We start from the raw sequence: 22782 nt of genomic DNA on the forward strand, positions 1-22782 counted from the left end.
CAGCAAGGCTGTCGCCCACAGGAGTGTGCAGCAGTTCCCCTGTGGGAGCCGGCCTTGCCGGCGATAGCCTCAACGCAATCTCAAACCCGCTCGCTGGCCACCTGCACATGCAAGTTGCGCCCGGCCTTGAGGCCAAAACCAATGGCGCCGGCCCCCAGCACCGCAAAGATCCACCCCACCGCGTTCCAGCCGCCGGTCAAATCATGCACCAGGCCGACCGCGAACGGCCCCATCGACGCGAGGGTATAGCCGATGCCCTGAGCCATGCTCGACAGGTTGGCCGCCACATGGGCGTCTTTGGAGCGCAGCACGATCAGGGTCAGGGCCAGGGCGAAGGTGCCGCCCTGCCCCAAGCCAAGCACGATGGCCCAGCCCCACAGGCCATCCAGGGGCGCATACAGGCAGCCGAACAAGCCGGTCAGGGCCATGAGCATGACGATCACGATGGCCAGGCGCTGGTCCTTGCCGCGGGTCGCCAGCCAGGGGGCGCTGAGCGAGCTGATCAACTGCACGATGACCGAGCCGGAAAGCACCAACCCCGCCTGGGTCGGGCTCAGGCCACGACCGATCAGAATCGACGGCAGCCAGCCAAAGACGATATAGGCCAGCGACGACTGCAGGCCCATGTACAAGGTCACCTGCCAGGCCAGCGGGTCGCGCAGCAGGCCACGCACCCGATAGGCGACGTGATGCGCACCGTGCCCCTCGCGCGCCTGGGGCAGCCAGATCAGCGCGGCCAGCAATGCCGGGATCAACCAGAAGCCCAGACCTAGCGACCAACTGTCACCCAGGCGCTCGCTCAGGGGGACGGTGGCGCCGGCCGCCATGGCCGCGCCCAGACACAAAGCCATGGTGTAGACACCGGTCAGGGTCCCGGCGTGCTTGGGGAAATCGCGTTTGACGATACCAGGCAACAGTACGCCGATCACGCCGATGCTGGCCCCGGCCATGATGCTGCCGACGAACACGCCGGTACTGCCGAAGGCGCTACGCACGGCAATACCCGCTGCCAACACCAAAAGAATACCGAGGATCACCCGCTCGCTGCCAAAGCGCCGCGCCAGCAACGGCGCCAGCGGCGCGAACAGGCCCAGGCAAAGCACTGGCAAGGTCGTCAGCAAACCGGCCTGCGACGCTGTCAGGCCCAGGCTGTCGCAAACCTGGCTAAGCAGCGGCGCCATGCTCGACAACGCCGGCCGCAGGTTCAGCGCCACCAGCACCAGGCCGAGCAGCAACAGCCAGGGCCGCTTGAGCAGCACCGGCTGCTGTTGCACCTGTTCGTCGTCGGCTTCGGCGTCGATCAGCAGTTCTTCCAGCTCCGGCCCATTGGCTGGCGCCGCAGTTCGGGTTGTGTCATGGCCCATGGCAGTCTCGCAAGGTCAGGATTCGTTGATCAGGGTCCGGCTCAGGGCCTTGGCCCTGTCCGGATCGCGTTGTTCGATGGCATCGAGAATCTGCCCGTGCAGGTCGAAGACCAGCTGACAGCGGGGCGCGTGGGACAGGTTGTGGTGCAAGGTGGCGGCCACCACACCGGAGAAGTACCGATACAGCTCGCTCAGGGCCGGATTGTGCGCGGCATCGACCAGGCGCTGGTGGAACACCAGATCGCAGCGGATGTACTGCTCCAGGTCGGCATGAAAATGCGCGCCGCTGTGTTCGAGCGCTTCGCGAAGAGCGTGCAGGTCCGCGTCGGTACGGCGCAGCGCGGCCAGGCCAATGGCTTCGGCTTCAAGAATATGGCGAGTCTCTCGCGCCTGCTCCAGATCGCAGCGCGACAAGGCCTGTAGCGCCTGCAGCGGGTCGACGGCGCTGCGCAGGTAGCTGCCATCCCCCTGGCGGACTTCGACCAGGCCACTGAACGCCAGCACGCGCATGGCTTCACGCACGGTGTTGCGACTGATGCCCAGTTCGCTGGCCAGTTCCGGTTCGGTGGGCAGGCGCTGGCCCACGGCCCAGGCACCGCTGGCCACGCGCTGGCGCAGTTGCTCGACGGCTTGTTCGACCAGGGAGCGTTTGATCAGTAAGGTCATGACATCCAATCATCGGATGAATTTTAGAGAGGAAAGGTTACCGCTTTCACCCCGCCAAAAGCAATCGCCGGCAACGCCGGCTCCCACAGGGGCGGTCAACCCTGTGGGAGCCGGCGTTGCCGGCGATTAAGACAACGCGAAACTAGTTCAATGCATCAAGCAACGCCTGGTTCTGCTCCGGGGTACCAATGGTAATCCGCAGGAACTGGGCAATCCGCGCCTGCTTGAAGTGCCGCACGATCACCCCTTGCTCGCGCAGGCGGGCCGCAATCTCGGCGGCATCCTGCTGCGGGTGGCGGGCAAAGATGAAGTTGGCCGCCGACGGCAATACTTCAAAACCACGGGCGCTCAATTCCTTGACCAGCCACTCGCGGCTGTCGATCACTTTGCGGCAGGTTTCGTCGAAGTACGCACGGTCTGCAAACGCCGCCGCCGCACCGACGATCGCCATGCGATCGAGCGGGTAGGAGTTGAAGCTGTTCTTGATCCGCTCCAGGGCCTCGATCAGGTCCGGGTGGCCCACCGCCAGACCGACCCGCAAGCCTGCCAGCGAGCGCGACTTGGACAGGGTCTGGGTGACCAGCAGGTTGTCGTAGCGATCCACCAGGCTGATGGCGGTCTGGCCGCCAAAGTCGATGTAGGCTTCATCGACCACCACCACCGAGTCCGGGTTGGCCTTGAGCAGTTGCTCGATGGCCTCCAGGGCCAGCAGGCAGCCAGTCGGTGCGTTGGGGTTGGGGAAGATGATCCCGCCATTGGCCTTGCGGTAATCGTCGACACGGATCTGGAACTGCTCATCCAGCGCCACCGCCTCGAACGGGATGCCGTACAGGCCGCAGTAGACCGGGTAGAAGCTGTAGCTGATGTCCGGGAACAGCAGCGGCGCATCATGCTGGAACAGGCCATGGAAGATGTGCGCCAGCACTTCGTCCGAACCGTTGCCGAGAAATACCTGGTTGCCCTGCACGCCGTAGTATTCGGCCACCGCCTGCTTGAGCAGGTCGCTGTTGGGGTCCGGGTACAGGCGCAGGTTGTCGTTCAACTCGCCACGCATGGCTTCCAGCGCCTTGGGCGACGGGCCGTAGGGGTTTTCATTGGTGTTGAGCTTGACCAGCTTGGCCAGCTTTGGCTGCTCGCCCGGTACGTAAGGCACCAGGTCCTTGACGAAGGGGCTCCAGAATTTACTCATGTTCAGTTCCCCTTCTTGTCGGCAAGGATGCGGTATTCGGCGCTACGGGCGTGGGCGGTCAGCGATTCGCCACGGGCCAGTACCGAGGCGGTGTGGCCCAGCTCGGAAGCGCCCTGCTCGGAGCAGAAGATGATCGACGAACGCTTCTGGAAGTCGTACACCCCCAGCGGCGACGAGAAGCGCGCGGTGCCGGAGGTTGGCAGTACGTGGTTGGGGCCTGCGCAGTAATCGCCCAGGGCTTCGCTGGTGTGGCGGCCCATGAAGATCGCGCCGGCGTGGCGAATCTGCGGCAGCCAGGCTTGCGGATCGGCCACCGACAGCTCCAGGTGCTCCGGCGCAATACGGTTGGCTACCTCCATCGCCTGCTGCATGTCGCGCACCTGAATCAGCGCACCTCGACCGTTGATCGAGGTCTTGATGATCTCGGCGCGCTCCATGGTCGGCAGCAGCTTGTCGATGCTAGCGGCAACCTTGTCGAGGAACGCGGCGTCGGGGCTGACCAGAATCGCCTGGGCATCTTCGTCGTGCTCGGCCTGGGAGAACAGGTCCATGGCGATCCAGTCCGGGTCGGTCTGGCCGTCGCATACCACGAGAATCTCCGACGGACCGGCGATCATGTCGATACCTACCTGACCGAACACATGACGCTTGGCGGTGGCCACGTAGATGTTGCCCGGGCCAACCACCTTGTCGACCTGTGGCACGCTTTCGGTGCCATAGGCCAGGGCAGCAACCGCCTGGGCGCCACCGATGGTGAAGACCCGGTCGACACCGGCGATGCAGGCGGCGGCCAGGACCAGCTCGTTGACCTCGCCACGCGGGGTCGGCACCACCATGACCACTTCACCGACACCGGCGACCTTGGCCGGAATCGCGTTCATCAGTACCGACGAGGGGTACGACGCCTTGCCGCCCGGCACATACAGGCCGGCGCGGTCCAGCGGCGTGACCTTCTGACCGAGCACGGTGCCGTCGGCTTCGGTGTAGCTCCAGGAATCCTGCTTCTGCCGTTCGTGGTAGCTGCGCACCCGCTCTGCGGCTTTTTCCAGGGCTTCACGCTGGGCCGGGGTGATGCGGGTCAGGGCCAGCTCCAGGCGCTCGCGACCGAGGATCAGGTCGTTGATCGAAGTGGCTTGCACGCCATCGAAACGCTGGGTGAACTCCACCAGCGCCGCATCGCCGCGCTCGCGCACGGCTTTGATGATGTCGAGCACGCGCTGGTTGACCGCGTCGTCAGAGACACTTTCCCAGCTCAGCAGATGATCCAGATGTCGGGCGAAATCCGGGTCAGCGGCATTGAGTCGGGCGATTGCAGTGGACGTGGTCATAGCGAGGGCCTCAATAAATGGCGAATGCTCAGGCGCCCTAAGCTACCAGTCCATCCGCGCGGGCACCCGAGAAAATTGGCTATGACGCGGATAGACGGGCGCGACAGCGAAGGTCGCGCGCAGAAGTCAGCCGCGGTGTCGCGATTCGACCGCCTGGCGCAGGGTGTCGATCAGGCTCTGGATGCGGGCGTGCTGCATCTTCATCGAAGCCTTGTTGACCACCAGCCGGGAGCTGATGGTGGCAATCAGTTCCTGGGGTTCCAGGCCATTGGCACGCAGGGTATTACCGGTGTCGACGACGTCGATGATCTTGTCGGCCAGGCCGATCAGCGGCGCCAGCTCCATCGAGCCATACAGCTTGATGATATCGACCTGACGGCCTTGTTCGGCGTAGTAGCGCTTGGCAACGTTGACGAACTTGGTGGCGATGCGCAGACGGCCTTTAGGCTCGGCAGCACCGATCTTGCCGGCGGTCATCAGCTTGCACTGGGCAATCTGCAGGTCCAGCGGCTCGTACAGGCCCTGGCCGCCGTACTCCATCAGCACGTCCTTGCCGGCCACACCCAGGTCGGCGGCACCATGCTCGACATAGGTCGGCACGTCGGTGGCACGCACGATCAGCAGACGCACGTCTTCCTGAGTTGTAGGAATGATCAGCTTGCGGCTCTTGTCCGGGTTCTCGGTCGGAACGATACCGGCCTCCGCCAGCAGCGGCAGGGTATCGTCGAGAATCCGACCTTTGGATAGCGCGATGGTCAACATGGGAAACGTCGGTCCTTATGCGGCTACAGCTGGCCGGGCACTCAACAGGGCCCGACCGCATTAATTCGGTGCAGCAATTGGCTGGCGCGTCCCTGCGCCGGTCACAGGCTAGCCCGGAACGCGACGGATCTTCGCGCCGAGCATCTGCAGTTTTTCCTCGATGCACTCGTAACCACGGTCGATGTGGTAGATGCGGTCGATCAGGGTGTCGCCTTCGGCAACCAGCGCCGACAGCACCAGGCTGGCCGAAGCCCGCAGGTCGGTGGCCATCACTGGAGCGCCTTTGAGGGTCTTGGTCCCGGTCACGATGGCAGTATTGCCTTCGACCTGGATCAGGGCGCCCATGCGGTGCATTTCGTAGACGTGCATGAAGCGGTTTTCGAAGATCGTCTCGATCACCGCGCCGGTGCCTTCGGCAATGGCGTTGAGCGAGATGAACTGCGCCTGCATGTCGGTCGGGAACGCCGGGTAGGGAGCGGTACGCAGGTTGACGGCTTTAGGCCGCTTGCCGTGCATGTCCAGCTCGATCCAGTCTTCACCGGTGGTGACTTCGGCACCAGCTTCCTTGAGTTTTTCAAGGACGGCTTCGAGGATGGTCGGATCGGTGTCCTTGACCTTGACCCGACCGCCAGTAACGGCCGCAGCCACCAGGTAGGTACCGGTTTCGATACGGTCAGGCATGACGCGGTAGGTCGCCGAACCCAGACGCTCGACGCCGTCGATGGTGATGGTGTCGGTACCGGCGCCCTGAACCTTGGCGCCCATGGCGTTGAGGAAGTTGGCGAGGTCGACCACTTCCGGCTCGCGCGCGGCGTTTTGCAGCACGCTGCGGCCTTTGGCCAGGGCTGCGGCCATCATGATGTTCTCGGTACCGGTCACGCTGACGGTATCAAAGAAGAAGTGCGCGCCACGCAGGCCGCCTTCAGGGGCCTTGGCCTTGATGTAGCCGCCTTCGACCTCGATCTTTGCGCCCATGGCTTCAAGGCCGCGGATGTGCAGGTCGACCGGACGCGAACCAATGGCGCAACCGCCAGGCAGGGCCACTTCGGCTTCGCCAAAGCGGGCAACCATCGGGCCCAGTACCAGGATCGAGGCGCGCATGGTTTTCACCAGCTCGTACGGCGCGACCAGGGTCTTGATGGTGCGTGGGTCGATTTCGACCGAGAGCTTCTCGTCGATCACCGGCTCGATGCCCATGCGGCCGAACAGCTCGATCATCGTGGTGATGTCGTGCAGGTGCGGCAGGTTGCCCACGGTGACCGGGCCATCGCAGAGCAAGGTCGCCGCCAGAATCGGCAGGGCAGCGTTCTTTGCCCCGGAAATGCGGATTTCGCCATCGAGGCGAACGCCGCCAGTAATAATCAGTTTGTCCATTAGAGTCTCGCCGCCAAGTTGGCTCAGGTGCGCTCAGCCCAGGCTGCGCTGCTGAAAAATTTCATGGTTACCGCATGGATGCTGCCATCGGTGATCCACGGGTTAAGGTGAGCATAGATCTGCTGCTGACGCTTGACCGGGCTCAGGGCCGCCAATTCGTCGCTGATCACGTTCAACTGGAAGTTGCAGCCTTCGCCTTCAACTTCGACCCGGGTTCCCGGCAACTTTTCTTCAAGGAAGTTCTTAACTTCTACGGCCTGCATGCTCAACCTCAATCGGCGCCCTGTGCGCGCGGGTCGGCCATCATACAAAAAAGCCCCTCGCCTGCGAACCCCGTAATCGGAGACTCTGACAGAGGGGCCAGTCGCTGGCTGGCGGTCATTGACCGGCCAGCACCTCATCGAGGTCATAAACTTCGGCGATTTCACGCATGTCCTGGGGCATGGTGCGAACTTCGACGGCCTTGCCGGCCGCCTTGCCATCGCGCATGAAGGCCAGCAGCAGGGACAGGCCGACGCTGCTGGATTTCTCTACCTTCGAGCAATCCAGCACCAAGGCCTGGGCCTTGCACGCCGCGATCAGGGCCTTGCCTTCCTTGCGCAAGGCAGGCCCGCTGCGGTAATCCAGGACCCCGGCCAGGTTCAATACACCCGGCTCGCTCATGGTCACGGCGCTGTCGGTCATTGCGCTTGCTTCTCGGCCGCTTGCTCGGTGGATTCCTTGGCCTTGGCCACTTCACCCGCCCAACCGTCGATAGTCTTGTCCAGGTCGTTGCCGTTGCGCTGCATGGCGTCGGCGAACTGATCGCGGAACAGCTTGCCGATGTTGATGCCGTTGACGATGACGTTACGCACTTTCCATTCGCCGTCGAGCTTGGTCAGGGTGTAGGACACCGGATAGACAGCACCGTTGTTGCCCTTGACGCTCATGTCGACGCTGGCGCGGTCATCGCCGTCTTTCTTCTCGTTGCCGACGGTAATGCCCTGGTTGTTGTACTCAAGCAAAGCGTTGCCATAGAACTGCATCAGGCTGCGCTTGAAGTTCTCCTGGAAGCGCTGCATCTGCGCCGGGCTGGCCTTGCGCGAATACTTGACGGTCATGATGCTTTTCGAAATGCCATCGGCATCCACAACCGGCCCCAGATTGGCGTTCAAGGCGTCATAGAAGGCACTCGGGTTCGCCTTGTATTGCTCCTTGTTAGCCTTGAGGTCGGCCAGCAATTGGTTGGTTGTAGCCTGAATCACCTCTTTGGGTGACTGCACAGCCGCGCCGGCCATCAACGGCAGCGCTGCCAGCAACACCAGCAAGCCGCGTCGCAGGATAGAAATCATGGAAACTCCTTATTTAGCTTCTTTGCCAACGGTATTGAGCAGGAACTTGCCAATCAGATCTTCCAGTACCAGCGCCGACTGGGTGTCGTGAATGGTTGCACCATCCTTGAGCACCGCATCTTCTCCGCCCACGCTGATACCGATGTACTTCTCGCCGAGCAGCCCAGCGGTGAGGATAGATGCAGTGGAATCGACCGGCAGGTTATCTACCCGTTTTTCCAGCTGCAGCGTTACCCGACCGGTGAAGGTGTCACGATCCAGATCGATGGCGGTGACCTTACCGATGGTCACACCGGCCATGGTCACTTTAGCTCTGACAGTCAAACCGGCGATATTGTCGAAATTGGCATAAAGTTTATAGGTATCGCTGCTCGGGCTCGCCGACAGGCCGCTGACACGCAGGGCCAGCAGGATCAGCGCCAGGATCCCGGCCAGAAGAAACAGGCCGACACCGATTTCCAGGGTGCGGTTTTGCATCAGAAATCTCCAAACATCAAGGCGGTCAGAATAAAGTCCAGACCCAGGACTGCCAATGAGGCATAGACCACGGTCTTGGTGGTGGCACGACTGATCCCCTCTGAAGTGGGCTCGCAGTCATAGCCCTGGAATACGGCAATCCAGGTCACGACGAAGGCAAAAACCAGGCTCTTGATCACCCCGTTGAGCACATCGTCGGTAAAGGAAACACTGTTCTGCATGTTGGCCCAGAACGAGCCTTCGTAGACGCCCAACCAGTCCACGGCAACCCATGAGCCACCCCAGATGCCGACCACGCTGAAGATCAGCGCCAGCAACGGCAGGGAGATGAAACCGGCCCACAACCGTGGGGCGACGATGTACTTGAGCGGGTCGACACCGATCATTTCCAGGCTGGACAATTGCTCGGTGGACTTCATGTTGCCGATCTCGGCGGTCAGCGCCGAGCCTGCACGGCCGGCGAACAGCAAGGCGGTAACCACCGGCCCGAGTTCACGCAGCAAGGTCAGGGCGACCATCTGCCCCACCGCCTGCTCCGAGCCGTACTTGGTGAGGATGCTGAACCCCTGCAGGGCCAGCACCATGCCGATGAACACCCCGGAAACGACAATGATCGCCAGCGACAGCACGCCAACCGAATACAGCTGCCGGACCAACAGCTGGAAGCCGCCGCCGGTGCCGCTGCGCCCTACCAGCGAATGCAGCAGGAATAAAAAGGAGCGGCCGAGTACGGCCAGCACGTCGATGGCCGAACGACCAAAGCGACGAATACGTTCGAGCATGGATTTTTTGCGCATCAACGCTTCCCCAGAAGATCGGCGCGGTAATCCGGCGCAGGAAAGTGAAAGGGCACCGGACCATCCGGATCGCCTTTCATGAATTGACGAATGCGCGGGTTATCGGAGCCCATCAGTTCCTCTGGCGTGCCCTGCCCCAGGACCTGACCATCACCCACCACGTAGATGTAGTCGGCAATGCTGGCGGTTTCGGCCAGATCGTGGGAAACCACGATACTGGTGATGCCCAGGGCGTCGTTGAGCAGGCGGATCAGCCGTACCAGCACCCCCATGGCGATAGGATCCTGGCCGACGAACGGCTCGTCGTACATAAGGATCTGCGGGTCCAGAGCGATGGCCCTGGCCAGGGCGACGCGACGCTTCATGCCACCGGACAACTCGTCGGGCATCAGCTCGATGGCACCGCGCAGGCCAACGGCCTGGAGCTTCATCAGGACGATGTCGCGAATCATCTCGTCGGACAGCTGGGTATGTACCCGCAACGGGAAGGCGACGTTCTCGAACACATCGAGATCGGTGAACAGCGCGCCGCTCTGGAACAGCACGCCCATTTGCTTGCGGGCATCGAACAGGTCACTGCGCGACAGGGTCGGCAGATTCTGCCCTGCCACCCAGACTTCGCCGCTGGCCGGACGCAACTGTGCGCCCATCAGCCTCAGCAGCGTGGTCTTGCCGCACCCGGAAGGCCCCATGATGCCGGTAACCTTGCCGCGCGGAATGCGTATGTCGACATTATTGAAGATGCTGCGCGAACCGCGCTTGAAGGTCACGCCCTTCAATTCGACCGCGTAGGCGTTATCAACGCTCATCTAGACTCCTTGCGATGCAGCCTTCTCACTCAGACGCGCGCCCCCTTCGTGGAGGCACGCCCGCACCGAGCGGGCCGAACAGCGGCGAACTATAGCACCGCTGATAGGGCCGCCCCAAGGCCGCTGCAGTGCTTGTTCAGGCATGGTTAAGCTTAATGCGCAACTGTATGACAATCACAAGGTGAGGGATTTGCCCATTACCGCTATAATCGCCGCCTTTTCATCAGGCAATCCGATTTTCGACATGAGCCAATCCAGCGACCTGATCCAATCCGCGCAGCGCACCATCCGTTTCGAACTCGAGGCGGTTGAGGGCCTGCTGGCCCACATCGACGCCGATTTCGTCAAGGCATGCGAGCTGATCCTGGCCAGCAAGGGCCGGGTAGTGGTGGTCGGCATGGGCAAGTCGGGGCACATCGGCAACAAGATCGCCGCCACCCTGGCCAGTACCGGTACGCCGGCGTTTTTCGTTCACCCGGCCGAAGCCAGTCATGGCGACATGGGCATGATCACCCGTGATGACGTGATCCTGGCCCTCTCCAACTCGGGCTCGACGGCCGAAATCGTCACCCTGTTGCCGCTGATCAAGCGCCTGGGCATCCAGTTGATCAGCCTCACCGGCAACCCCGACTCGCCGCTGGCCAAGGCCGCCGAGGCCAACCTCGACGCCCGCGTCGCCCAGGAAGCCTGCCCGCTCAACCTGGCACCGACCTCCTCGACCACCGCAGCACTGGTACTGGGCGATGCCCTGGCCATCGCGCTGCTCGAGGCCCGCGGCTTTACCGCTGAAGACTTCGCGTTCTCGCACCCCGGCGGCGCCCTCGGCCGACGCCTGCTGCTCAAAGTCGAGAACGTCATGCACGCTGGCGACGAGTTGCCGCAGGTTCAGCGCGGCACCCTGCTCAAGGACGCGCTCCTCGAAATGTCTCGCAAAGGTTTGGGCATGACCGTGGTACTCGAAGCCGACGGACGGCTGGCCGGGATCTTCACCGACGGCGATCTGCGCCGTAGCCTCGATCGCAACATCGATGTGCACAAGACCCTCATCGAGGAAGTCATGACCGCCCACGGCAAGACTGCCCGCGCCGAGATGCTCGCCGCCGAGGCCCTGAAGATCATGGAAGACCACAAGATCAGCGCCCTGGTGGTGATCGACAAGGACGAGCGCCCGGTTGGCGCCCTGAACATGCACGACCTGTTGCGTGCGGGAGTGATGTAAATGACCCAGGACCTGCTCCAGCGCGGCAAAGCCATCAAACTGGCGGTTTTCGACGTAGACGGCGTACTCACCGATGGGCGCCTGTACTTTCTCGAAGATGGCAGCGAATTCAAGACTTTCAACACCCTCGACGGCCAGGGCATCAAGATGCTCATGAACTCGGGCGTGACCACCGCCATCATCAGCGGGCGCAAGACCCCGGTGGTCGAGCGCCGGGCAAAGAACCTCGGCATTCCTCACCTGTACCAGGGCCGCGAAGATAAATTGGTGGTATTGGACGAGCTTCTTGGCCAGCTCAACCTAAGCTATGAACAGGTTGCCTATCTGGGCGACGACCTGCCTGACCTGCCCGTGATCCGACGGGTCGGGCTGGGCATGGCGGTGGCCAACGCCGCCGCCTTCGTTCGCGAGCACGCTCATGGGGTGACCCAGGCGCGTGGCGGCGAAGGTGCAGCTCGCGAGTTCTGCGAACTGATCCTGCAAGCCCAGGGCAATCTTGAAGCGGCCAACAGCCATTACCTGTAGAGCGACACATGTTCAGTAAGAAAATCCGCAACATTGCGCTGTTCAGTGTGATTGCCGCCTTGCTGGTGGCGATCGGCTACTGGAACATCAGCCCTGAGAGCTTCCTCGACAACAAACCTGTTGTCGGGCCCGACCAGAGCGCCATTGACTATTACGCCGTGAACGCCCACAGCGTGCAGTTCCTGCCCGACGGCAAGATGCAGTACGAGATGACCGCCGACAAGGTCGAGCACCTCAAGGCCAGCGAAGTGACCTTGCTGACCACGCCGGACCTGCAGATGTACCGTGGCACCACTTACCCGTGGCACGTGCAAAGCGAGCGCGGCGAGGTCAACCCCGATGGCAGCGAAGTCGAACTGATCGACTCGGTACGGGTTGCCCGCACCGATGAAAAAAACCGCACCATGATCATTACCACCAGCCGCATGACGGTATTCCCGCAGAAGCAATATGCGCAAACCGAGCAAGCCGTTAGAATCGACGGCGCCGGTGGCGTAACTACGGGCAATGGAATGAAAGCGTATTTGAAAGACGGCAGGATGGACCTGCTGTCCAACGTAAGAGGACAGTATGAGGCTCGTTAAAACCCTCCCCTTTTTGCTCAGCCTGAGCGCAGCACTGGGAAGCGCGAGCGCCTGGGCCCTGCCGAACGACCGTGACCAGCCGATCCGCATTCAGGCCGACCACGCTCAACTGGATGACAAACAAGGCGTTGCCACCTACACCGGTGACGTGATCATCACCCAGGGTTCGATGATGATCAAAGGCAACACCGTGACCATCACCCGTACTGCCGGTGGCGACATCGACGTGGTGACCTCGGTGGGCAACCTGGCCTACTTCGAACAGCAGCAGAGCGCCGAAAAACCGGACAAGATGCAAGGCTATGGCAAGACCATCCAGTACAACGCGCCGCAAAACCGCATCGTGCTGATCGACCGCGCCAAGGTCATCAACGAAGGCAACACCACCGAAGGCGAGAAGATCGTCTACGACACGGTGAAACAGATCGCTACCGCCGGTCGCGGTGGCAAAGTCACCGAGTCGCGCCCACGCATCGACATGGTGATCCAGCCGAAGAAGAAGGCCGAGTAAATGGCAACCCTCAAAGCCCAGCACCTGGCCAAGAGCTACAAGAGCCGGCAAGTGGTCCGCGACGTCAGCCTGTCGATCGACAGCGGCCAGATCGTCGGCCTGCTCGGCCCCAACGGCGCCGGCAAGACCACCTGCTTCTACATGATCGTCGGCCTGGTCCAGGCCGATCAGGGCCGTGTCCTGATCGACGACCACGATGTCAGCCATCAGCCCATGCACGGCCGCGCGCGCGCCGGTATCGGCTACCTGCCGCAGGAAGCCTCGATCTTTCGCAAGCTGTCGGTGGCCGACAACATCATGGCAATCCTTGAAACCCGCAAGGACCTGGACCGCGATGGCCGGCGCAAGGAACTGGAAAGCCTGCTGCAGGAATTCCACATCAGCCACATCCGCGACAACCTCGGCATGAGCCTCTCCGGTGGCGAACGTCGCCGCGTCGAGATCGCCCGCGCCCTGGCCACTGCGCCGAAGTTCATTTTGCTCGACGAACCCTTTGCCGGTGTCGACCCGATCTCGGTCGGCGACATCAAGCAGATCATCCACCACCTGAAGGCCAAGGGCATTGGCGTTCTGATCACCGACCACAACGTCCGTGAAACCCTGGATATCTGTGAAACCGCTTACATCGTCAACGATGGCCAACTGATCGCCGAAGGCGATGCAGAGACCATCCTGGCCAACGATCTGGTCAAAGAGGTTTACCTCGGCCATGAGTTCCGCCTGTAGGCTCAAGGTGTAAGGCGCTGCCAGAGCGCTCTCGATCAAGCCAGTTCATGGCTTAATTGTTACGGCGCTCTAGGCAAACGCTGCAATTTCAGGCATATAATTTGCTTAAAGTTGGCGCTTCGGTGCCCTTGTAGTGGATGGCGCATGTGCGCCGGCAAATAAGGTGTTAAGCCCCTGCCATGAAACCATCGCTCGTCCTAAGAATGGGCCAGCAACTGACGATGACCCCGCAGTTGCAACAGGCCATACGTCTGCTCCAGCTTTCTACCCTGGACCTCCAGCAGGAAATCCAGGAAGCGCTGGAATCAAACCCGATGCTCGAACGCCAGGAAGATGGCGACGACTTCGACAACAGCGACCCGATGGCCGACAACGCCGAGAGCAAACCCGTCGCCGAAGTTCAGGAAACCAGCTTCCAGGAGACCGCCCCGACGGTGGACAACCTCGAAGAAGGCGAATGGAACGAGCGCATTCCCAACGAGCTACCGGTCGACACCGCCTGGGAAGACATCTACCAGACCAGCGCCAGCAGCCTGCCCAGCAACGACGATGACGAGTGGGACTTCACCACCCGCACCTCCGCTGGCGAAAGCCTGCAGAGCCACCTGCTCTGGCAGCTCAACCTGGCACCGATGTCCGACACCGACCGGCTGATCGCCGTGACCCTGATCGACTGCATCAACAACCAGGGCTACCTCGACGAAACCCTGGAAGAAATCTGCGACGCCTTCGACCCCGAGCTCGACATCGAGCTGGATGAAGTCGAAGCCGTGCTGCACCGCATTCAACAGTTCGAACCGGCCGGCATCGGCGCGCGCAACCTCAGCGAATGCCTGTTGCTGCAATTGCGCCAACTGCCGCCAAGCACCCCGTGGATGGCCGAAGCCCAGCGCCTGGTCAGCGACTACATCGACCTGCTCGGTGGTCGCGACTACAGCCAGCTGATGCGCCGCATGAAGCTCAAGGAAGATGAACTGCGCCAGGTCATCGAACTGGTGCAGAGCCTCAACCCGCGCCCAGGTTCGCAGATCGAGTCCAGCGAAGCCGAATACGTGGTTCCGGACGTGATCGTGCGCAAGGACAACGAGCGCTGGCTGGTCGAGCTCAACCAGGAAGCGGTGCCGCGCCTGCGGGTCAACCCGCAGTACGCCGGCTTCGTTCGGCGCGCCGACACCAGCGCCGACAACACCTTCATGCGCAACCAGTTGCAAGAGGCGCGCTGGTTCATCAAGAGCCTGCAAAGCCGTAACGAGACCCTGATGAAGGTCGCCACCCAGATCGTCGAACACCAGCGTGGCTTCCTCGATCACGGCGATGAGGCGATGAAGCCGCTGGTGCTGCACGATATCGCTGAAGCGGTGGGCATGCACGAATCGACCATTTCCCGGGTCACCACGCAAAAATACATGCACACCCCTCGTGGTATTTACGAGCTGAAGTACTTTTTCTCCAGCCACGTCAGCACCTCCGAAGGCGGCGAATGCTCGTCCACGGCGATCCGCGCGATCATCAAAAAACTGGTTGCAGCGGAAAATCAGAAAAAGCCATTGAGTGACAGCAAGATCGCTGGTTTACTGGAGGCACAAGGCATCCAGGTAGCACGTCGCACCGTCGCCAAGTACCGCGAGTCCCTCGGCATTGCACCGTCGAGCGAGCGCAAGCGATTGATGTAACGGCTCCTGAGGTGTGCCACCGCAGTTCAGTGGCAGGCGCAACACCTGCCTCTTATGCACCGGCAACAAAGGAGAAGCTGTATGCAAGTCAATATCAGTGGACAGCATGTAGAAGTTACTCAGCCCCTGCGTGAGTACGTCGAGCAGAAGTTGAAACGGCTGGAGGGGCATTTCGACAAGATTACCAATGTGACGGTAATCATGAAGGTCGAGAAGTTGCAGCAGAAGATTGAAGCAACGCTGTTCATTCCCGGCGGCGAAGTGGTTGCAAATGCCGAACACCAAGACATGTATGCAGCGATCGATGCCTTGACTGACAAGCTCGACCGCCAACTGAAAAAACACAAGGAAAAACAGCAAAGCCTGCTGCAAGGTGCAGCGGCCCGCTGATCCCCCTCATCCATGATCCGACTTGAAACCATCCTGACCCCCGGCCGTTCCCTTGTGAACGTGCCGGGCGGCAGTAAAAAGCGTGCGCTCGAACAGATCGCCAATCTGATCGGCAAACAAGTGCCCGAGCTGGACACCCAGGACGTGTACGAAGCCCTGATCGCCCGGGAAAAACTGGGCTCTACCGGCTTCGGCAACGGCATTGCCATTCCGCATTGCCGCCTCAAGGGCTGCGAATCGCCGGTCAGCGCGCTGTTGCACCTTGACGCCCCTATCGATTTCGACGCCATCGATGGTGCCCCGGTCGACCTGCTGTTCGTACTGCTGGTCCCGGAAGCGGCTACCGATGCGCACCTGGAGCTGCTGCGCCAGATCGCCAGCATGCTCGATAGCAAGGACGTGCGCGAAAAACTGCGTGCGGCCACCAGTAACGAATCCTTGTACCAGGTCGTACTGGACGTACAAAACGGGCACTGAACATGCGCTTGATCATCGTTAGCGGCCGGTCCGGCTCCGGCAAGAGCACCGCCCTCGATGTACTTGAGGACAACGGTTACTACTGCATCGATAACCTGCCGGCGGGCTTGCTGCCGCAACTGGCCGAAAACGCCCTGATCAATACCGAACTGATGCAGCCCAAGGTGGCGGTGTCGATCGACGCGCGCAACCTGCCAAGCCACCTCACGCGCTTCCCGGAACTGCTCGAAGACGCCCGCAGCCGACATATCCAGTGCGATGTGCTGTACCTGGACGCCGATGAGGAAACCCTGCTCAAGCGTTTCTCGGAAACCCGTCGCCGCCACCCGCTGACCAACGCCGAACGCTCGCTGGCCGAAGCCATCAAGGTCGAGAGCGAACTGCTCGGGCCGATCGCCGACCTCGCTGACTTGAAGATCGACACCACCAACCTGAACCTCTATCAGTTGCGTGATTCGATCAAGTTGCGCCTGCTGAACCAGCCGGAACCAGGTACGGCATTTCTGGTCGAGTCCTTCGGCTTCAAGCGCGGCATGCCGGTAGACGCCGACCTGGTGTTTGACGTGCGCTGCCTGCCCAACCCCTACTGGAAGCCGGAACTGCGCGACCATTCAGGGCTGGAGCAACCGGTGATCGACTACCTGGCAGCGCAGCCGGATGTCGAGGACATGTTCCAGGACATCTCAAGCTACCTGCTCAAATGGTTGCCACGCTTTGCCGCCAGCAACCGCGCCTATGTCACCATTGCCATCGGCTGCACCGGCGGTCACCACCGCTCGGTGTACCTGACCGAGCGACTGGGACAGCTGCTGCAACAATCGTTGAAGAACGTCCAGGTTCGCCACCGCGACCTCTAGCCCACAGGATCCCCGCCTCGATGCCCGCTCGTGAAATCACCATCATCAACAAGCTGGGGCTGCACGCCCGGGCGGCGGCGAAATTCGTAGGTGTAGCCGGACGCTTTCCCTGCCAGGTCCGAGTGGGCCGTACACCCCAGAGCCTGGTCGACGGCAAGAGCATCATGGCCGTGATGATGCTCGCGGCTGGCAAGGGCACTCAGGTGCACCTGCACACCGAAGGCGAAGAAGACGACGCAGCACTGGCTGCACTGGTCGAGCTGATCAACAACTACTTCGACGAGGGCGAGTAACCCGCCCCCGTTTTCTCAAGACAGCGCCGTGTCCATCACCATCATCAGGCAGAAGCCGATGCACAGGCCAAGACTGGCCAGCCGGTGATGGCCATTGCTGCGCGATTCCGGAATGATTTCCTGGGTCACCACCAGCAACATCGCACCTGCCGCGCAGGCCAACCCCAATGGCAGCAACAACTCCGCCACGCTAACCAGCCAGGCGCACACCACCGCCGCCAGCGGCTCGACCAGACCTGAAGCCGCACCGATCAGAAACGCCTTGAAGCGGGCCATCCCCGCCCCTGCCAGCACCAGGGCGATGACCAGGCCTTCGGGCACATCCTGCAAGGCGATACCCATGGCCAGGCTGTCGGCATCAGGCATGCCGCCGCCGGCAGACACGCCAATAGCCATCCCTTCCGGAATGTTATGGGCAATGATGGCGATGACGAACACCCAGATCCGCGCGGCGATCACCGGCTGCTGAGCAGTACCGACCAGCGCCTCCGGTGAAGCGCCGGAGACCTTGAGGTCCACCAGGTACAGACAGAAGGCCCCGAACAGCAAGCCGAAGCTGATCAAGCCACCCGCGCCCCATTTACCCAGGCCAATGGCCTGGGCGGCATCCAGCCCGGGAATGATCAGCGAGAAAGCCGTGGCCGCCAGCATCACCCCGGCCCCGAAGCCCAGCAGGGTATCGGCGAGCGCCACCGGCATGTTGCGGATCACCAGCACCGGCACGGCGCCCAGGGCAGTGCCCAGGGCGCACAGCGCACCGCCTTCAAGTGCCCGCAGCATGCGCGGCTCCAGATCAAGCCAGGCGATACCCTGAGCCACCAGCAGCGCGAAGCCGACCAGCAACAACAGGGTACCGAGCGCCAGGCGAAACAGTCGCACTCCGGCAATGGACATCACATCCGAACGCATACCCGCGCGACTCACACAAGCGCGGCTGCGTAACGACGCTCTACCTCGGACCAGTCGATCACGTTGTAGAACGCGTTGATGTATTCCGGACGGCGGTTCTGGTACAGCAGGTAGTAAGCGTGCTCCCAGACGTCCAGGCCGAGGATCGGCGTATTGCCGTTCATCAGCGGGCTGTCCTGGTTACCACTGCTTTCGACCACCAGGGTCTTGGCCGGGGTCACGCTCAACCAGGCCCAGCCGCTGCCGAAACGGGTCAGCGCAGCCTTGGTAAAGGCCTCCTTGAAGGCGTCGAAGCCACCCAGTTGCTCCTCGATGGCCTTGGCCACGGCGCCTTGTGGCAAGCCGCCGCCCTTGGGCGACATTACCGTCCAGAACAGCGAGTGGTTGGCGTGGCCGCCACCCTGGTTGATCACGGCGTTCTGCAGTTTTTCCGGCAGTTGTTTAACGCTGGCGACCAGTTTTTCCACCGGCCACTCGGCATACTCGCTGCCTTCTACCGCCGCATTGAGGTTGTTGATGTAGGTCTGGTGGTGCTTGCTGTGGTGAATCTGCATGGTCTGGGTATCGATGTGCGGTTCCAGCGCATCGTAGGCGTAAGGCAATGCAGGCAAGGTATAAGGCATATCACTGGATTCCATGTCGTAGGGCTGAAGGCGCGGTGCTTTCCTGGCCGGCATGCAGGGCCGGCTGCGGCTCGTGCCGGTAGAGCAGACGCTCGGTGCGCGGGTACTGGCCGTACTCGCTGATAAAGCTCAGCAACTCGGTGTAGGTCTTGCTGCTATGACGCAGCGCAGCTTCACGCAACCTCGGCGCCAGGCGTGGGTCCTGGGCGCTCTGCAGCAGCCGCTGGTGAATGGCGCAGAGGTACTCGGCGCTTTCCTGCGGCTGATTCAGGCGCAGGTGCAAGTCGGCCAGGTTGTGGTGGGCGATGACACAAGCGGCCACCGCTTCGTCGGCGTCATGCCAGCGCTCGAACAACACCTGGGCAAGCGCCAGGGCCTGCAGATACAACTCGCGGGCATCGACCAGCTCGCCCTGTTCAAACAAGCGGTTGGCAATTTCGGTGGTGCGTTTCCAGTGCTGCATGACTAACCTCCAGAGCGGTGGACCGGCTCAGATCCCGCCAGCGGTGAGCTTTTCCGGATCGAGCAGCGCTTCAAGCTGGCTGCGCGGCAGGTCGGTATGTTCCAGGGCCACGTCGATAATCGGCCGACCCTGCTTGTAGGCGGTCTTGGCGATCTCGGCGGCCTTTTGGTAGCCGATGATCGGGTTCAGCGCAGTCACCAGGATCGGGTTGCGCGCCAACGCTTCCTTGAGTTTTGGCTCGTTGACCTTGAAGCTGGCAATCGCCTTGTCGGCCAGCAGGCGGCTGGCATTGGCCATCAGCTCGATGCTGCTGAGCAGGTTCTGGGCAATGATCGGCAGCATCACGTTGAGCTCGAAGTTGCCCGACTGCCCGGCCACGGCGATGGTCGCGTCGTTGCCGATCACCTGCGCGGCAACCATGGCGGTCGCTTCCGGGATAACCGGGTTGACCTTGCCCGGCATGATCGAGGAGCCCGGCTGCAAGCCTTCGAGCTCGATTTCGCCAAGGCCCGCCAGTGGCCCGGAGTTCATCCAGCGCAGGTCGTTGGCGATCTTCATCAGCGCCACCGCCGTTGTCTTGAGCTGGCCGGAAACGGCCACTGCGGTGTCCTGCGAGCCGATCAGGGCAAACAGGTTATGCCCAGGGATAAACTCGACGCGGGTCAGCGCGGTCAGTTGCTGGCTGAAGCGGGCAGCGAATTCAGGGTGGGCATTGATGCCGGTGCCCACCGCAGTACCGCCCTGGGCCAGCGCCTGCAGGCTTGGCAGGGTCGCCTGCAGGTGGCCGATAGCCGCCTTGATCTGCGCCGCCCAACCACCCAATACCTGGCTCATGCGCACCGGCATGGCATCCATCAGGTGGGTGCGGCCGGTCTTGATGAACGGATGCACCTGCTCAGCCTTGGCCTCGATGACCTTGACCAGATGGTTCAGCGCCGGCAGCAACTGCTCATGCAAGGCCAGCGCGGCGCTGACATGAATGGTGGTGGGGATGATGTCGTTGCTGCTTTGCCCGCAGTTGACATGATCGTTGGGGTTGACCGTGTCGCCCAGCACGCGGCTGGCCAGGGTGGCGATCACCTCGTTGGCGTTCATGTTCGAGCTGGTCCCGGAGCCAGTCTGGAAGATATCCACCGGGAAGTGCTGCATGAAATCGCCCGCCAGCAGTTGCTCCACGGCGTTGACGATCGCCTCGCCCCGGGCCGGGTCCAGCTGTTTGAGCTCGATATTGGCCCTGGCCGCGGCAGCCTTGGCCAGCAGCAACGCGCGAATGAACTGGGTCGGCATGCGTTGCTGGCTGATCGGAAAGTTGTTCACCGCGCGCTGGGTCTGGGCGCCATACAGGGCCTCGGCCGGCACCAGCAGTTCACCCATGCTGTCGCGCTCGATACGGGTATTACTCATCATCAAGTCCTTGCATCAGTTCATCGTAGGAAATCGAAGGCAGCAGCACGCAGTTCGCCAGTTGCAGGGCGAAGGGCTGCCAGCGCTGGTTGTGTTCGTGGCGATCGAGGTTGCGCAGCTCCAGCAGCGGTCGCCAGGCCTGGTCCAGGCACAGGCAGCGCCAATGCCAGGGCAGTGCGCGATCGCAGGCGGTATCCAGCAACAGGCGGAATGAAGTCAGGGCGACGGTCCAGGCGCTGGTATCGGTGCAGCACACCAGGTAGCGGCCCTCAGTGAGGTAGTGCTCGATCAGGCGCGGCTCGTCCGGGTCGAGGGCACAGCGAATGCGCCGGCTCAGCCAGCGCCAGTTTTCCAGGTAGGGCAATTCGTGGAGGACTGGTTTCATGAACATCATCGCCAAGATAATGATATTCATTATTAAGTGATAATCAGAATCAGTTCAAGAACAAGGGAAAAGAAAAACAAAAAGCCCGACACATGGCCGGGCTTTGGAGGGGGTGTAGGAGCGGGCTTGCCCCGCGATAAACTGGATTGCGACCGCTGCGCGCTCGATCGCTGGCAAGCCAGCGATGAGGCCGGGAGGGGCTTAACTGCCCGCTACGGTCATCCGCTCGATCAGCACGGAACCTGTGTGAATATTGCTGCGGGTTTCAAGATCATTACCGATCGCGACGATTTGCTGGAACATGTCCTTCATATTGCCGGCGATCGTCACCTCCTGAACAGCGAACTGAATCTCGCCGTTTTCAACCCAGAAGCCTGCGGCACCACGAGAATAGTCACCGGTGACCATGTTCAGGCCATGGCCCATCAGCTCGGTGACCAACAGCCCGCGGCCCATGCGCCGCAGCAAGGCCGCCTGGTCTTCGACGCCATGGGTAACGAACAGGTTATGCACGCCACCGGCGTTGGCGGTGCTCGGCAAGCCGAGCTTGCGTCCGGAATAGGTGCCCAGCACATAAGACACAAGCTGGCCATTCTCGACGAACGGTTTGGCGTAGGTTGCCAGGCCATCACCGTCGAAGGCCGCACTGCCCAACGCCCTTTGCAAGTGCGGACGCTCATCCAGCGTCAGCCAGCTCGGGAACAGGCGCTGGCCCATGGCGCCATCAAGGAAAGATGACTTGCGATACAGGTTGCCGCCGGAAATCGCCGAGAGGAAGCTGCCGAACAAACCGCCAGCAAGCTCGGCGGAGAACAGCACCGGTACTTCACAGGTCGGCACCGGGCGCGCGCCGAGGCGGCTGGCCGCCCGTTGCGCGGCGCGTATACCGATGCTGCGCGGGTCGGCCAGCAATTCGCCCTGACGGTTGACGTCATACCAGTAGTCGCGCTGCATCTGGCCGTCGGCTTCGGCGATCATCACGCAGCTCAGGCTGTGCCGGGTCGAAGCGTAGCCGCCAATAAAGCCATGGCTGTTGCCATAAACGCGGCAGCCCTGGTGGGTGTTAAGGGTGGTGCCGTCGGCGTTCTTGATCCGTGCATCGGCGTCGAAGGCCGCAGCCTCGCACTCAAGAGCCTTCTCGATGGCCTGCTCAGGGGTGATGTCCCAGGCATGGTACAGGTCGAAGTCCGGCTGCTCACGGGCCATCAGTGCCGGATCGGCAAGCCCGGCGCACTCGTCTTCGGAGGTGTGCTTGGCAATCGCCAAGGCGGCGGCGACGGTTTCCCGGATCGCCTCGCTGCCGCTGGCCGACGTGCTCGCCGAGCCCTTGCGCTGCCCCACGTACAGGGTAATGCCGAAGCCCTGGTCGCGGTTGAACTCCACGGTTTCGACTTCGCGCTGGCGCACCGAGGTCGACAACCCCTGCTCCAGCGATACCGCCACTTCACAGGCGCTGGCGCCCTGGCGCCGGGCTTCGGCGATGATCTGCTCGACCTGCTCCTGCAACGCCGGCAGGGCCTGTGGACCTACGCTCTGGACTGCACTCATGGTTTTCTCCACTCAAATTCTGCGTTCGGCGCGGGTCAATCTACGACCGGACCGGACAAGCGGCCCCCGACTGGTTATCATGGCGGCGATTCTCAGCG

Annotated in this window: 28 protein-coding genes; 10 read left to right on the forward strand and 18 right to left on the reverse strand. The window is 62.0% G+C overall.

Annotated elements, in window-relative coordinates; genetic code table 11:
* Positions 1–80: 80 nt before the first annotated feature.
* From NLX68_RS08530 to NLX68_RS08585, 12 genes are all read right to left on the reverse strand, one after another.
* Entirely contained in the window at positions 81–1364 is a 1284-nt protein-coding gene (locus NLX68_RS08530; protein WP_254283640.1) for an MFS transporter, read from the reverse strand.
* A gap of 15 nt (positions 1365–1379) precedes the next feature.
* The gene (locus NLX68_RS08535; RefSeq protein ID WP_010220561.1) at positions 1380–2030 is read right to left on the reverse strand and encodes a FadR/GntR family transcriptional regulator; all 651 of its coding nucleotides are present in this window, start codon (positions 2028–2030) and stop codon (positions 1380–1382) included.
* 142 nt (positions 2031–2172) lie between these two features.
* A complete protein-coding gene (hisC, locus tag NLX68_RS08540) occupies positions 2173–3219 on the reverse strand; it encodes a histidinol-phosphate transaminase (RefSeq protein ID WP_254283641.1) in 1047 nt (348 codons plus the stop codon).
* 2 nt (positions 3220–3221) lie between these two features.
* Entirely contained in the window at positions 3222–4547 is a 1326-nt protein-coding gene (gene hisD, locus NLX68_RS08545) for a histidinol dehydrogenase (protein ID WP_254283642.1), read from the reverse strand.
* A gap of 126 nt (positions 4548–4673) precedes the next feature.
* Positions 4674–5309, reverse strand: a complete 636-nt coding sequence (gene hisG / locus NLX68_RS08550) for an ATP phosphoribosyltransferase (protein WP_115088578.1) — start codon at positions 5307–5309, stop codon at positions 4674–4676.
* Between the two features lie 108 nt (positions 5310–5417).
* Positions 5418–6683 carry a UDP-N-acetylglucosamine 1-carboxyvinyltransferase gene (gene murA / locus NLX68_RS08555; RefSeq protein WP_010223372.1) on the reverse strand — a complete coding sequence of 422 codons (1266 nt, stop codon included), beginning with the start codon at positions 6681–6683 and terminating at the stop codon, positions 5418–5420.
* Positions 6684–6706: 23 nt separating this feature from the next.
* Positions 6707–6946 carry a BolA family protein gene (locus tag NLX68_RS08560; RefSeq protein ID WP_010223373.1) on the reverse strand — a complete coding sequence of 80 codons (240 nt, stop codon included), beginning with the start codon at positions 6944–6946 and terminating at the stop codon, positions 6707–6709.
* A 115-nt stretch (positions 6947–7061) separates the two neighbouring features.
* Positions 7062–7367, reverse strand: coding sequence for a lipid asymmetry maintenance protein MlaB (locus NLX68_RS08565; protein ID WP_254283643.1), 306 nt, complete (start codon positions 7365–7367; stop codon positions 7062–7064).
* Positions 7364–8014, reverse strand: a complete 651-nt coding sequence (locus tag NLX68_RS08570) for a phospholipid-binding protein MlaC (protein ID WP_254283644.1) — start codon at positions 8012–8014, stop codon at positions 7364–7366. Before NLX68_RS08570 ends, NLX68_RS08565 begins: the two co-directional genes overlap by 4 nt.
* 9 nt (positions 8015–8023) lie before the next feature.
* A complete protein-coding gene (mlaD, locus tag NLX68_RS08575; RefSeq protein ID WP_010223376.1) occupies positions 8024–8491 on the reverse strand; it encodes an outer membrane lipid asymmetry maintenance protein MlaD in 468 nt (155 codons plus the stop codon).
* Positions 8491–9288 carry a lipid asymmetry maintenance ABC transporter permease subunit MlaE gene (gene mlaE / locus NLX68_RS08580; protein WP_010223377.1) on the reverse strand — a complete coding sequence of 266 codons (798 nt, stop codon included), beginning with the start codon at positions 9286–9288 and terminating at the stop codon, positions 8491–8493. The genes mlaD and mlaE overlap by 1 nt, the downstream gene beginning before the upstream one ends.
* A complete protein-coding gene (locus NLX68_RS08585; protein WP_010223378.1) occupies positions 9288–10097 on the reverse strand; it encodes an ATP-binding cassette domain-containing protein in 810 nt (269 codons plus the stop codon). The genes mlaE and NLX68_RS08585 overlap by 1 nt, the downstream gene beginning before the upstream one ends.
* A 244-nt stretch (positions 10098–10341) precedes the next feature.
* On the opposite strand from NLX68_RS08585, the gene NLX68_RS08590 reads away from it, so the two are divergent.
* The 10 genes from NLX68_RS08590 (at position 10342) to NLX68_RS08635 (ending at position 17352) form a co-directional block, all read left to right on the forward strand.
* Entirely contained in the window at positions 10342–11316 is a 975-nt protein-coding gene (locus tag NLX68_RS08590) for a KpsF/GutQ family sugar-phosphate isomerase (protein WP_254283645.1), read from the forward strand.
* Positions 11317–11841: an HAD family hydrolase gene (locus tag NLX68_RS08595; protein WP_254283647.1), complete on the forward strand. Its 525-nt coding sequence runs from the start codon at positions 11317–11319 to the stop codon at positions 11839–11841.
* 8 nt (positions 11842–11849) lie between these two features.
* On the forward strand, positions 11850–12425 hold the full coding sequence (lptC, locus tag NLX68_RS08600) for an LPS export ABC transporter periplasmic protein LptC (protein ID WP_254283648.1): 576 nt from the start codon (positions 11850–11852) through the stop codon (positions 12423–12425).
* Positions 12412–12936: a lipopolysaccharide transport periplasmic protein LptA gene (gene lptA / locus NLX68_RS08605; protein ID WP_254283649.1), complete on the forward strand. Its 525-nt coding sequence runs from the start codon at positions 12412–12414 to the stop codon at positions 12934–12936. Before lptC ends, lptA begins: the two co-directional genes overlap by 14 nt.
* On the forward strand, positions 12937–13662 hold the full coding sequence (gene lptB / locus NLX68_RS08610; RefSeq protein WP_010223383.1) for an LPS export ABC transporter ATP-binding protein: 726 nt from the start codon (positions 12937–12939) through the stop codon (positions 13660–13662).
* Positions 13663–13841: 179 nt separating this feature from the next.
* On the forward strand, positions 13842–15335 hold the full coding sequence (locus NLX68_RS08615; protein ID WP_254283651.1) for an RNA polymerase factor sigma-54: 1494 nt from the start codon (positions 13842–13844) through the stop codon (positions 15333–15335).
* An 81-nt stretch (positions 15336–15416) separates the two neighbouring features.
* Positions 15417–15725 (forward strand): ribosome-associated translation inhibitor RaiA, encoded by a 309-nt coding sequence (gene raiA / locus NLX68_RS08620; RefSeq protein WP_010223385.1) that lies wholly within the window; start codon positions 15417–15419, stop codon positions 15723–15725.
* 12 nt (positions 15726–15737) lie between these two features.
* Positions 15738–16202, forward strand: a complete 465-nt coding sequence (gene ptsN / locus NLX68_RS08625) for a PTS IIA-like nitrogen regulatory protein PtsN (protein WP_115088586.1) — start codon at positions 15738–15740, stop codon at positions 16200–16202.
* A gap of 2 nt (positions 16203–16204) precedes the next feature.
* Positions 16205–17059, forward strand: coding sequence for an RNase adapter RapZ (gene rapZ, locus NLX68_RS08630; protein ID WP_254283653.1), 855 nt, complete (start codon positions 16205–16207; stop codon positions 17057–17059).
* A 20-nt stretch (positions 17060–17079) separates the two neighbouring features.
* Positions 17080–17352 carry an HPr family phosphocarrier protein gene (locus NLX68_RS08635; protein WP_010223388.1) on the forward strand — a complete coding sequence of 91 codons (273 nt, stop codon included), beginning with the start codon at positions 17080–17082 and terminating at the stop codon, positions 17350–17352.
* A 15-nt stretch (positions 17353–17367) separates the two neighbouring features.
* Here the strand turns inward: NLX68_RS08635 and NLX68_RS08640 are convergent, their stop codons facing one another.
* The 6 genes from NLX68_RS08640 to pmbA form a co-directional block, all read right to left on the reverse strand.
* Positions 17368–18261: a ZIP family metal transporter gene (locus NLX68_RS08640; protein ID WP_036993956.1), complete on the reverse strand. Its 894-nt coding sequence runs from the start codon at positions 18259–18261 to the stop codon at positions 17368–17370.
* Between the two features lie 11 nt (positions 18262–18272).
* Complete coding sequence (locus NLX68_RS08645) at positions 18273–18884, reverse strand: superoxide dismutase (RefSeq protein ID WP_010223391.1); 612 nt, start codon at positions 18882–18884, stop codon at positions 18273–18275.
* 1 nt (position 18885) lies between these two features.
* Entirely contained in the window at positions 18886–19347 is a 462-nt protein-coding gene (locus tag NLX68_RS08650; RefSeq protein WP_254283655.1) for a DUF2753 domain-containing protein, read from the reverse strand.
* 27 nt (positions 19348–19374) lie between these two features.
* Positions 19375–20751 (reverse strand): lyase family protein, encoded by a 1377-nt coding sequence (locus NLX68_RS08655; protein WP_254283656.1) that lies wholly within the window; start codon positions 20749–20751, stop codon positions 19375–19377.
* A complete protein-coding gene (locus NLX68_RS08660; protein ID WP_100782185.1) occupies positions 20744–21145 on the reverse strand; it encodes a FagA protein in 402 nt (133 codons plus the stop codon). The genes NLX68_RS08655 and NLX68_RS08660 overlap by 8 nt, the downstream gene beginning before the upstream one ends.
* A 192-nt stretch (positions 21146–21337) precedes the next feature.
* Complete coding sequence (pmbA, locus tag NLX68_RS08665) at positions 21338–22684, reverse strand: metalloprotease PmbA (RefSeq protein ID WP_010223395.1); 1347 nt, start codon at positions 22682–22684, stop codon at positions 21338–21340.
* Between the last annotated feature and the right edge of the window lie 98 nt (positions 22685–22782).

Origin of the sequence: Pseudomonas sp. SBB6 (genome assembly GCF_024213215.1) — a bacterium.
Classification (GTDB): Bacteria; Pseudomonadota; Gammaproteobacteria; order Pseudomonadales; family Pseudomonadaceae; genus Aquipseudomonas; species Aquipseudomonas donghuensis.

What these genes read in the sequence shown, in the direction of transcription:
- rapZ (WP_254283653.1), top strand. Translation starts at nt 16,205, where the DNA reads ATGCGCTTGATCATCGTTAGCGGCCGGTCCGGCTCCGGCAAGAGCACC.
- NLX68_RS08560 (WP_010223373.1), bottom strand. Translation starts at nt 6,946, where the DNA reads ATGCAGGCCGTAGAAGTTAAGAACTTCCTTGAAGAAAAGTTGCCGGGA.
- NLX68_RS08615 (WP_254283651.1), top strand. Translation starts at nt 13,842, where the DNA reads ATGAAACCATCGCTCGTCCTAAGAATGGGCCAGCAACTGACGATGACC.
- ptsN (WP_115088586.1), top strand. Translation starts at nt 15,738, where the DNA reads ATGATCCGACTTGAAACCATCCTGACCCCCGGCCGTTCCCTTGTGAAC.
- NLX68_RS08530 (WP_254283640.1), bottom strand. Translation starts at nt 1,364, where the DNA reads ATGGGCCATGACACAACCCGAACTGCGGCGCCAGCCAATGGGCCGGAG.
- hisG (WP_115088578.1), bottom strand. Translation starts at nt 5,309, where the DNA reads ATGTTGACCATCGCGCTATCCAAAGGTCGGATTCTCGACGATACCCTG.
- NLX68_RS08650 (WP_254283655.1), bottom strand. Translation starts at nt 19,347, where the DNA reads ATGCAGCACTGGAAACGCACCACCGAAATTGCCAACCGCTTGTTTGAA.
- murA (WP_010223372.1), bottom strand. Translation starts at nt 6,683, where the DNA reads ATGGACAAACTGATTATTACTGGCGGCGTTCGCCTCGATGGCGAAATC.
- NLX68_RS08655 (WP_254283656.1), bottom strand. Translation starts at nt 20,751, where the DNA reads ATGAGTAATACCCGTATCGAGCGCGACAGCATGGGTGAACTGCTGGTG.
- NLX68_RS08535 (WP_010220561.1), bottom strand. Translation starts at nt 2,030, where the DNA reads ATGACCTTACTGATCAAACGCTCCCTGGTCGAACAAGCCGTCGAGCAA.
- lptC (WP_254283648.1), top strand. Translation starts at nt 11,850, where the DNA reads ATGTTCAGTAAGAAAATCCGCAACATTGCGCTGTTCAGTGTGATTGCC.
- lptA (WP_254283649.1), top strand. Translation starts at nt 12,412, where the DNA reads ATGAGGCTCGTTAAAACCCTCCCCTTTTTGCTCAGCCTGAGCGCAGCA.
- raiA (WP_010223385.1), top strand. Translation starts at nt 15,417, where the DNA reads ATGCAAGTCAATATCAGTGGACAGCATGTAGAAGTTACTCAGCCCCTG.
- mlaE (WP_010223377.1), bottom strand. Translation starts at nt 9,288, where the DNA reads ATGCGCAAAAAATCCATGCTCGAACGTATTCGTCGCTTTGGTCGTTCG.
- NLX68_RS08595 (WP_254283647.1), top strand. Translation starts at nt 11,317, where the DNA reads ATGACCCAGGACCTGCTCCAGCGCGGCAAAGCCATCAAACTGGCGGTT.
- NLX68_RS08660 (WP_100782185.1), bottom strand. Translation starts at nt 21,145, where the DNA reads ATGATGTTCATGAAACCAGTCCTCCACGAATTGCCCTACCTGGAAAAC.
- NLX68_RS08635 (WP_010223388.1), top strand. Translation starts at nt 17,080, where the DNA reads ATGCCCGCTCGTGAAATCACCATCATCAACAAGCTGGGGCTGCACGCC.
- hisC (WP_254283641.1), bottom strand. Translation starts at nt 3,219, where the DNA reads ATGAGTAAATTCTGGAGCCCCTTCGTCAAGGACCTGGTGCCTTACGTA.
- NLX68_RS08645 (WP_010223391.1), bottom strand. Translation starts at nt 18,884, where the DNA reads ATGCCTTATACCTTGCCTGCATTGCCTTACGCCTACGATGCGCTGGAA.
- NLX68_RS08570 (WP_254283644.1), bottom strand. Translation starts at nt 8,014, where the DNA reads ATGATTTCTATCCTGCGACGCGGCTTGCTGGTGTTGCTGGCAGCGCTG.
- hisD (WP_254283642.1), bottom strand. Translation starts at nt 4,547, where the DNA reads ATGACCACGTCCACTGCAATCGCCCGACTCAATGCCGCTGACCCGGAT.
- NLX68_RS08585 (WP_010223378.1), bottom strand. Translation starts at nt 10,097, where the DNA reads ATGAGCGTTGATAACGCCTACGCGGTCGAATTGAAGGGCGTGACCTTC.
- mlaD (WP_010223376.1), bottom strand. Translation starts at nt 8,491, where the DNA reads ATGCAAAACCGCACCCTGGAAATCGGTGTCGGCCTGTTTCTTCTGGCC.
- NLX68_RS08590 (WP_254283645.1), top strand. Translation starts at nt 10,342, where the DNA reads ATGAGCCAATCCAGCGACCTGATCCAATCCGCGCAGCGCACCATCCGT.
- lptB (WP_010223383.1), top strand. Translation starts at nt 12,937, where the DNA reads ATGGCAACCCTCAAAGCCCAGCACCTGGCCAAGAGCTACAAGAGCCGG.
- pmbA (WP_010223395.1), bottom strand. Translation starts at nt 22,684, where the DNA reads ATGAGTGCAGTCCAGAGCGTAGGTCCACAGGCCCTGCCGGCGTTGCAG.
- NLX68_RS08565 (WP_254283643.1), bottom strand. Translation starts at nt 7,367, where the DNA reads ATGACCGACAGCGCCGTGACCATGAGCGAGCCGGGTGTATTGAACCTG.
- NLX68_RS08640 (WP_036993956.1), bottom strand. Translation starts at nt 18,261, where the DNA reads ATGCGTTCGGATGTGATGTCCATTGCCGGAGTGCGACTGTTTCGCCTG.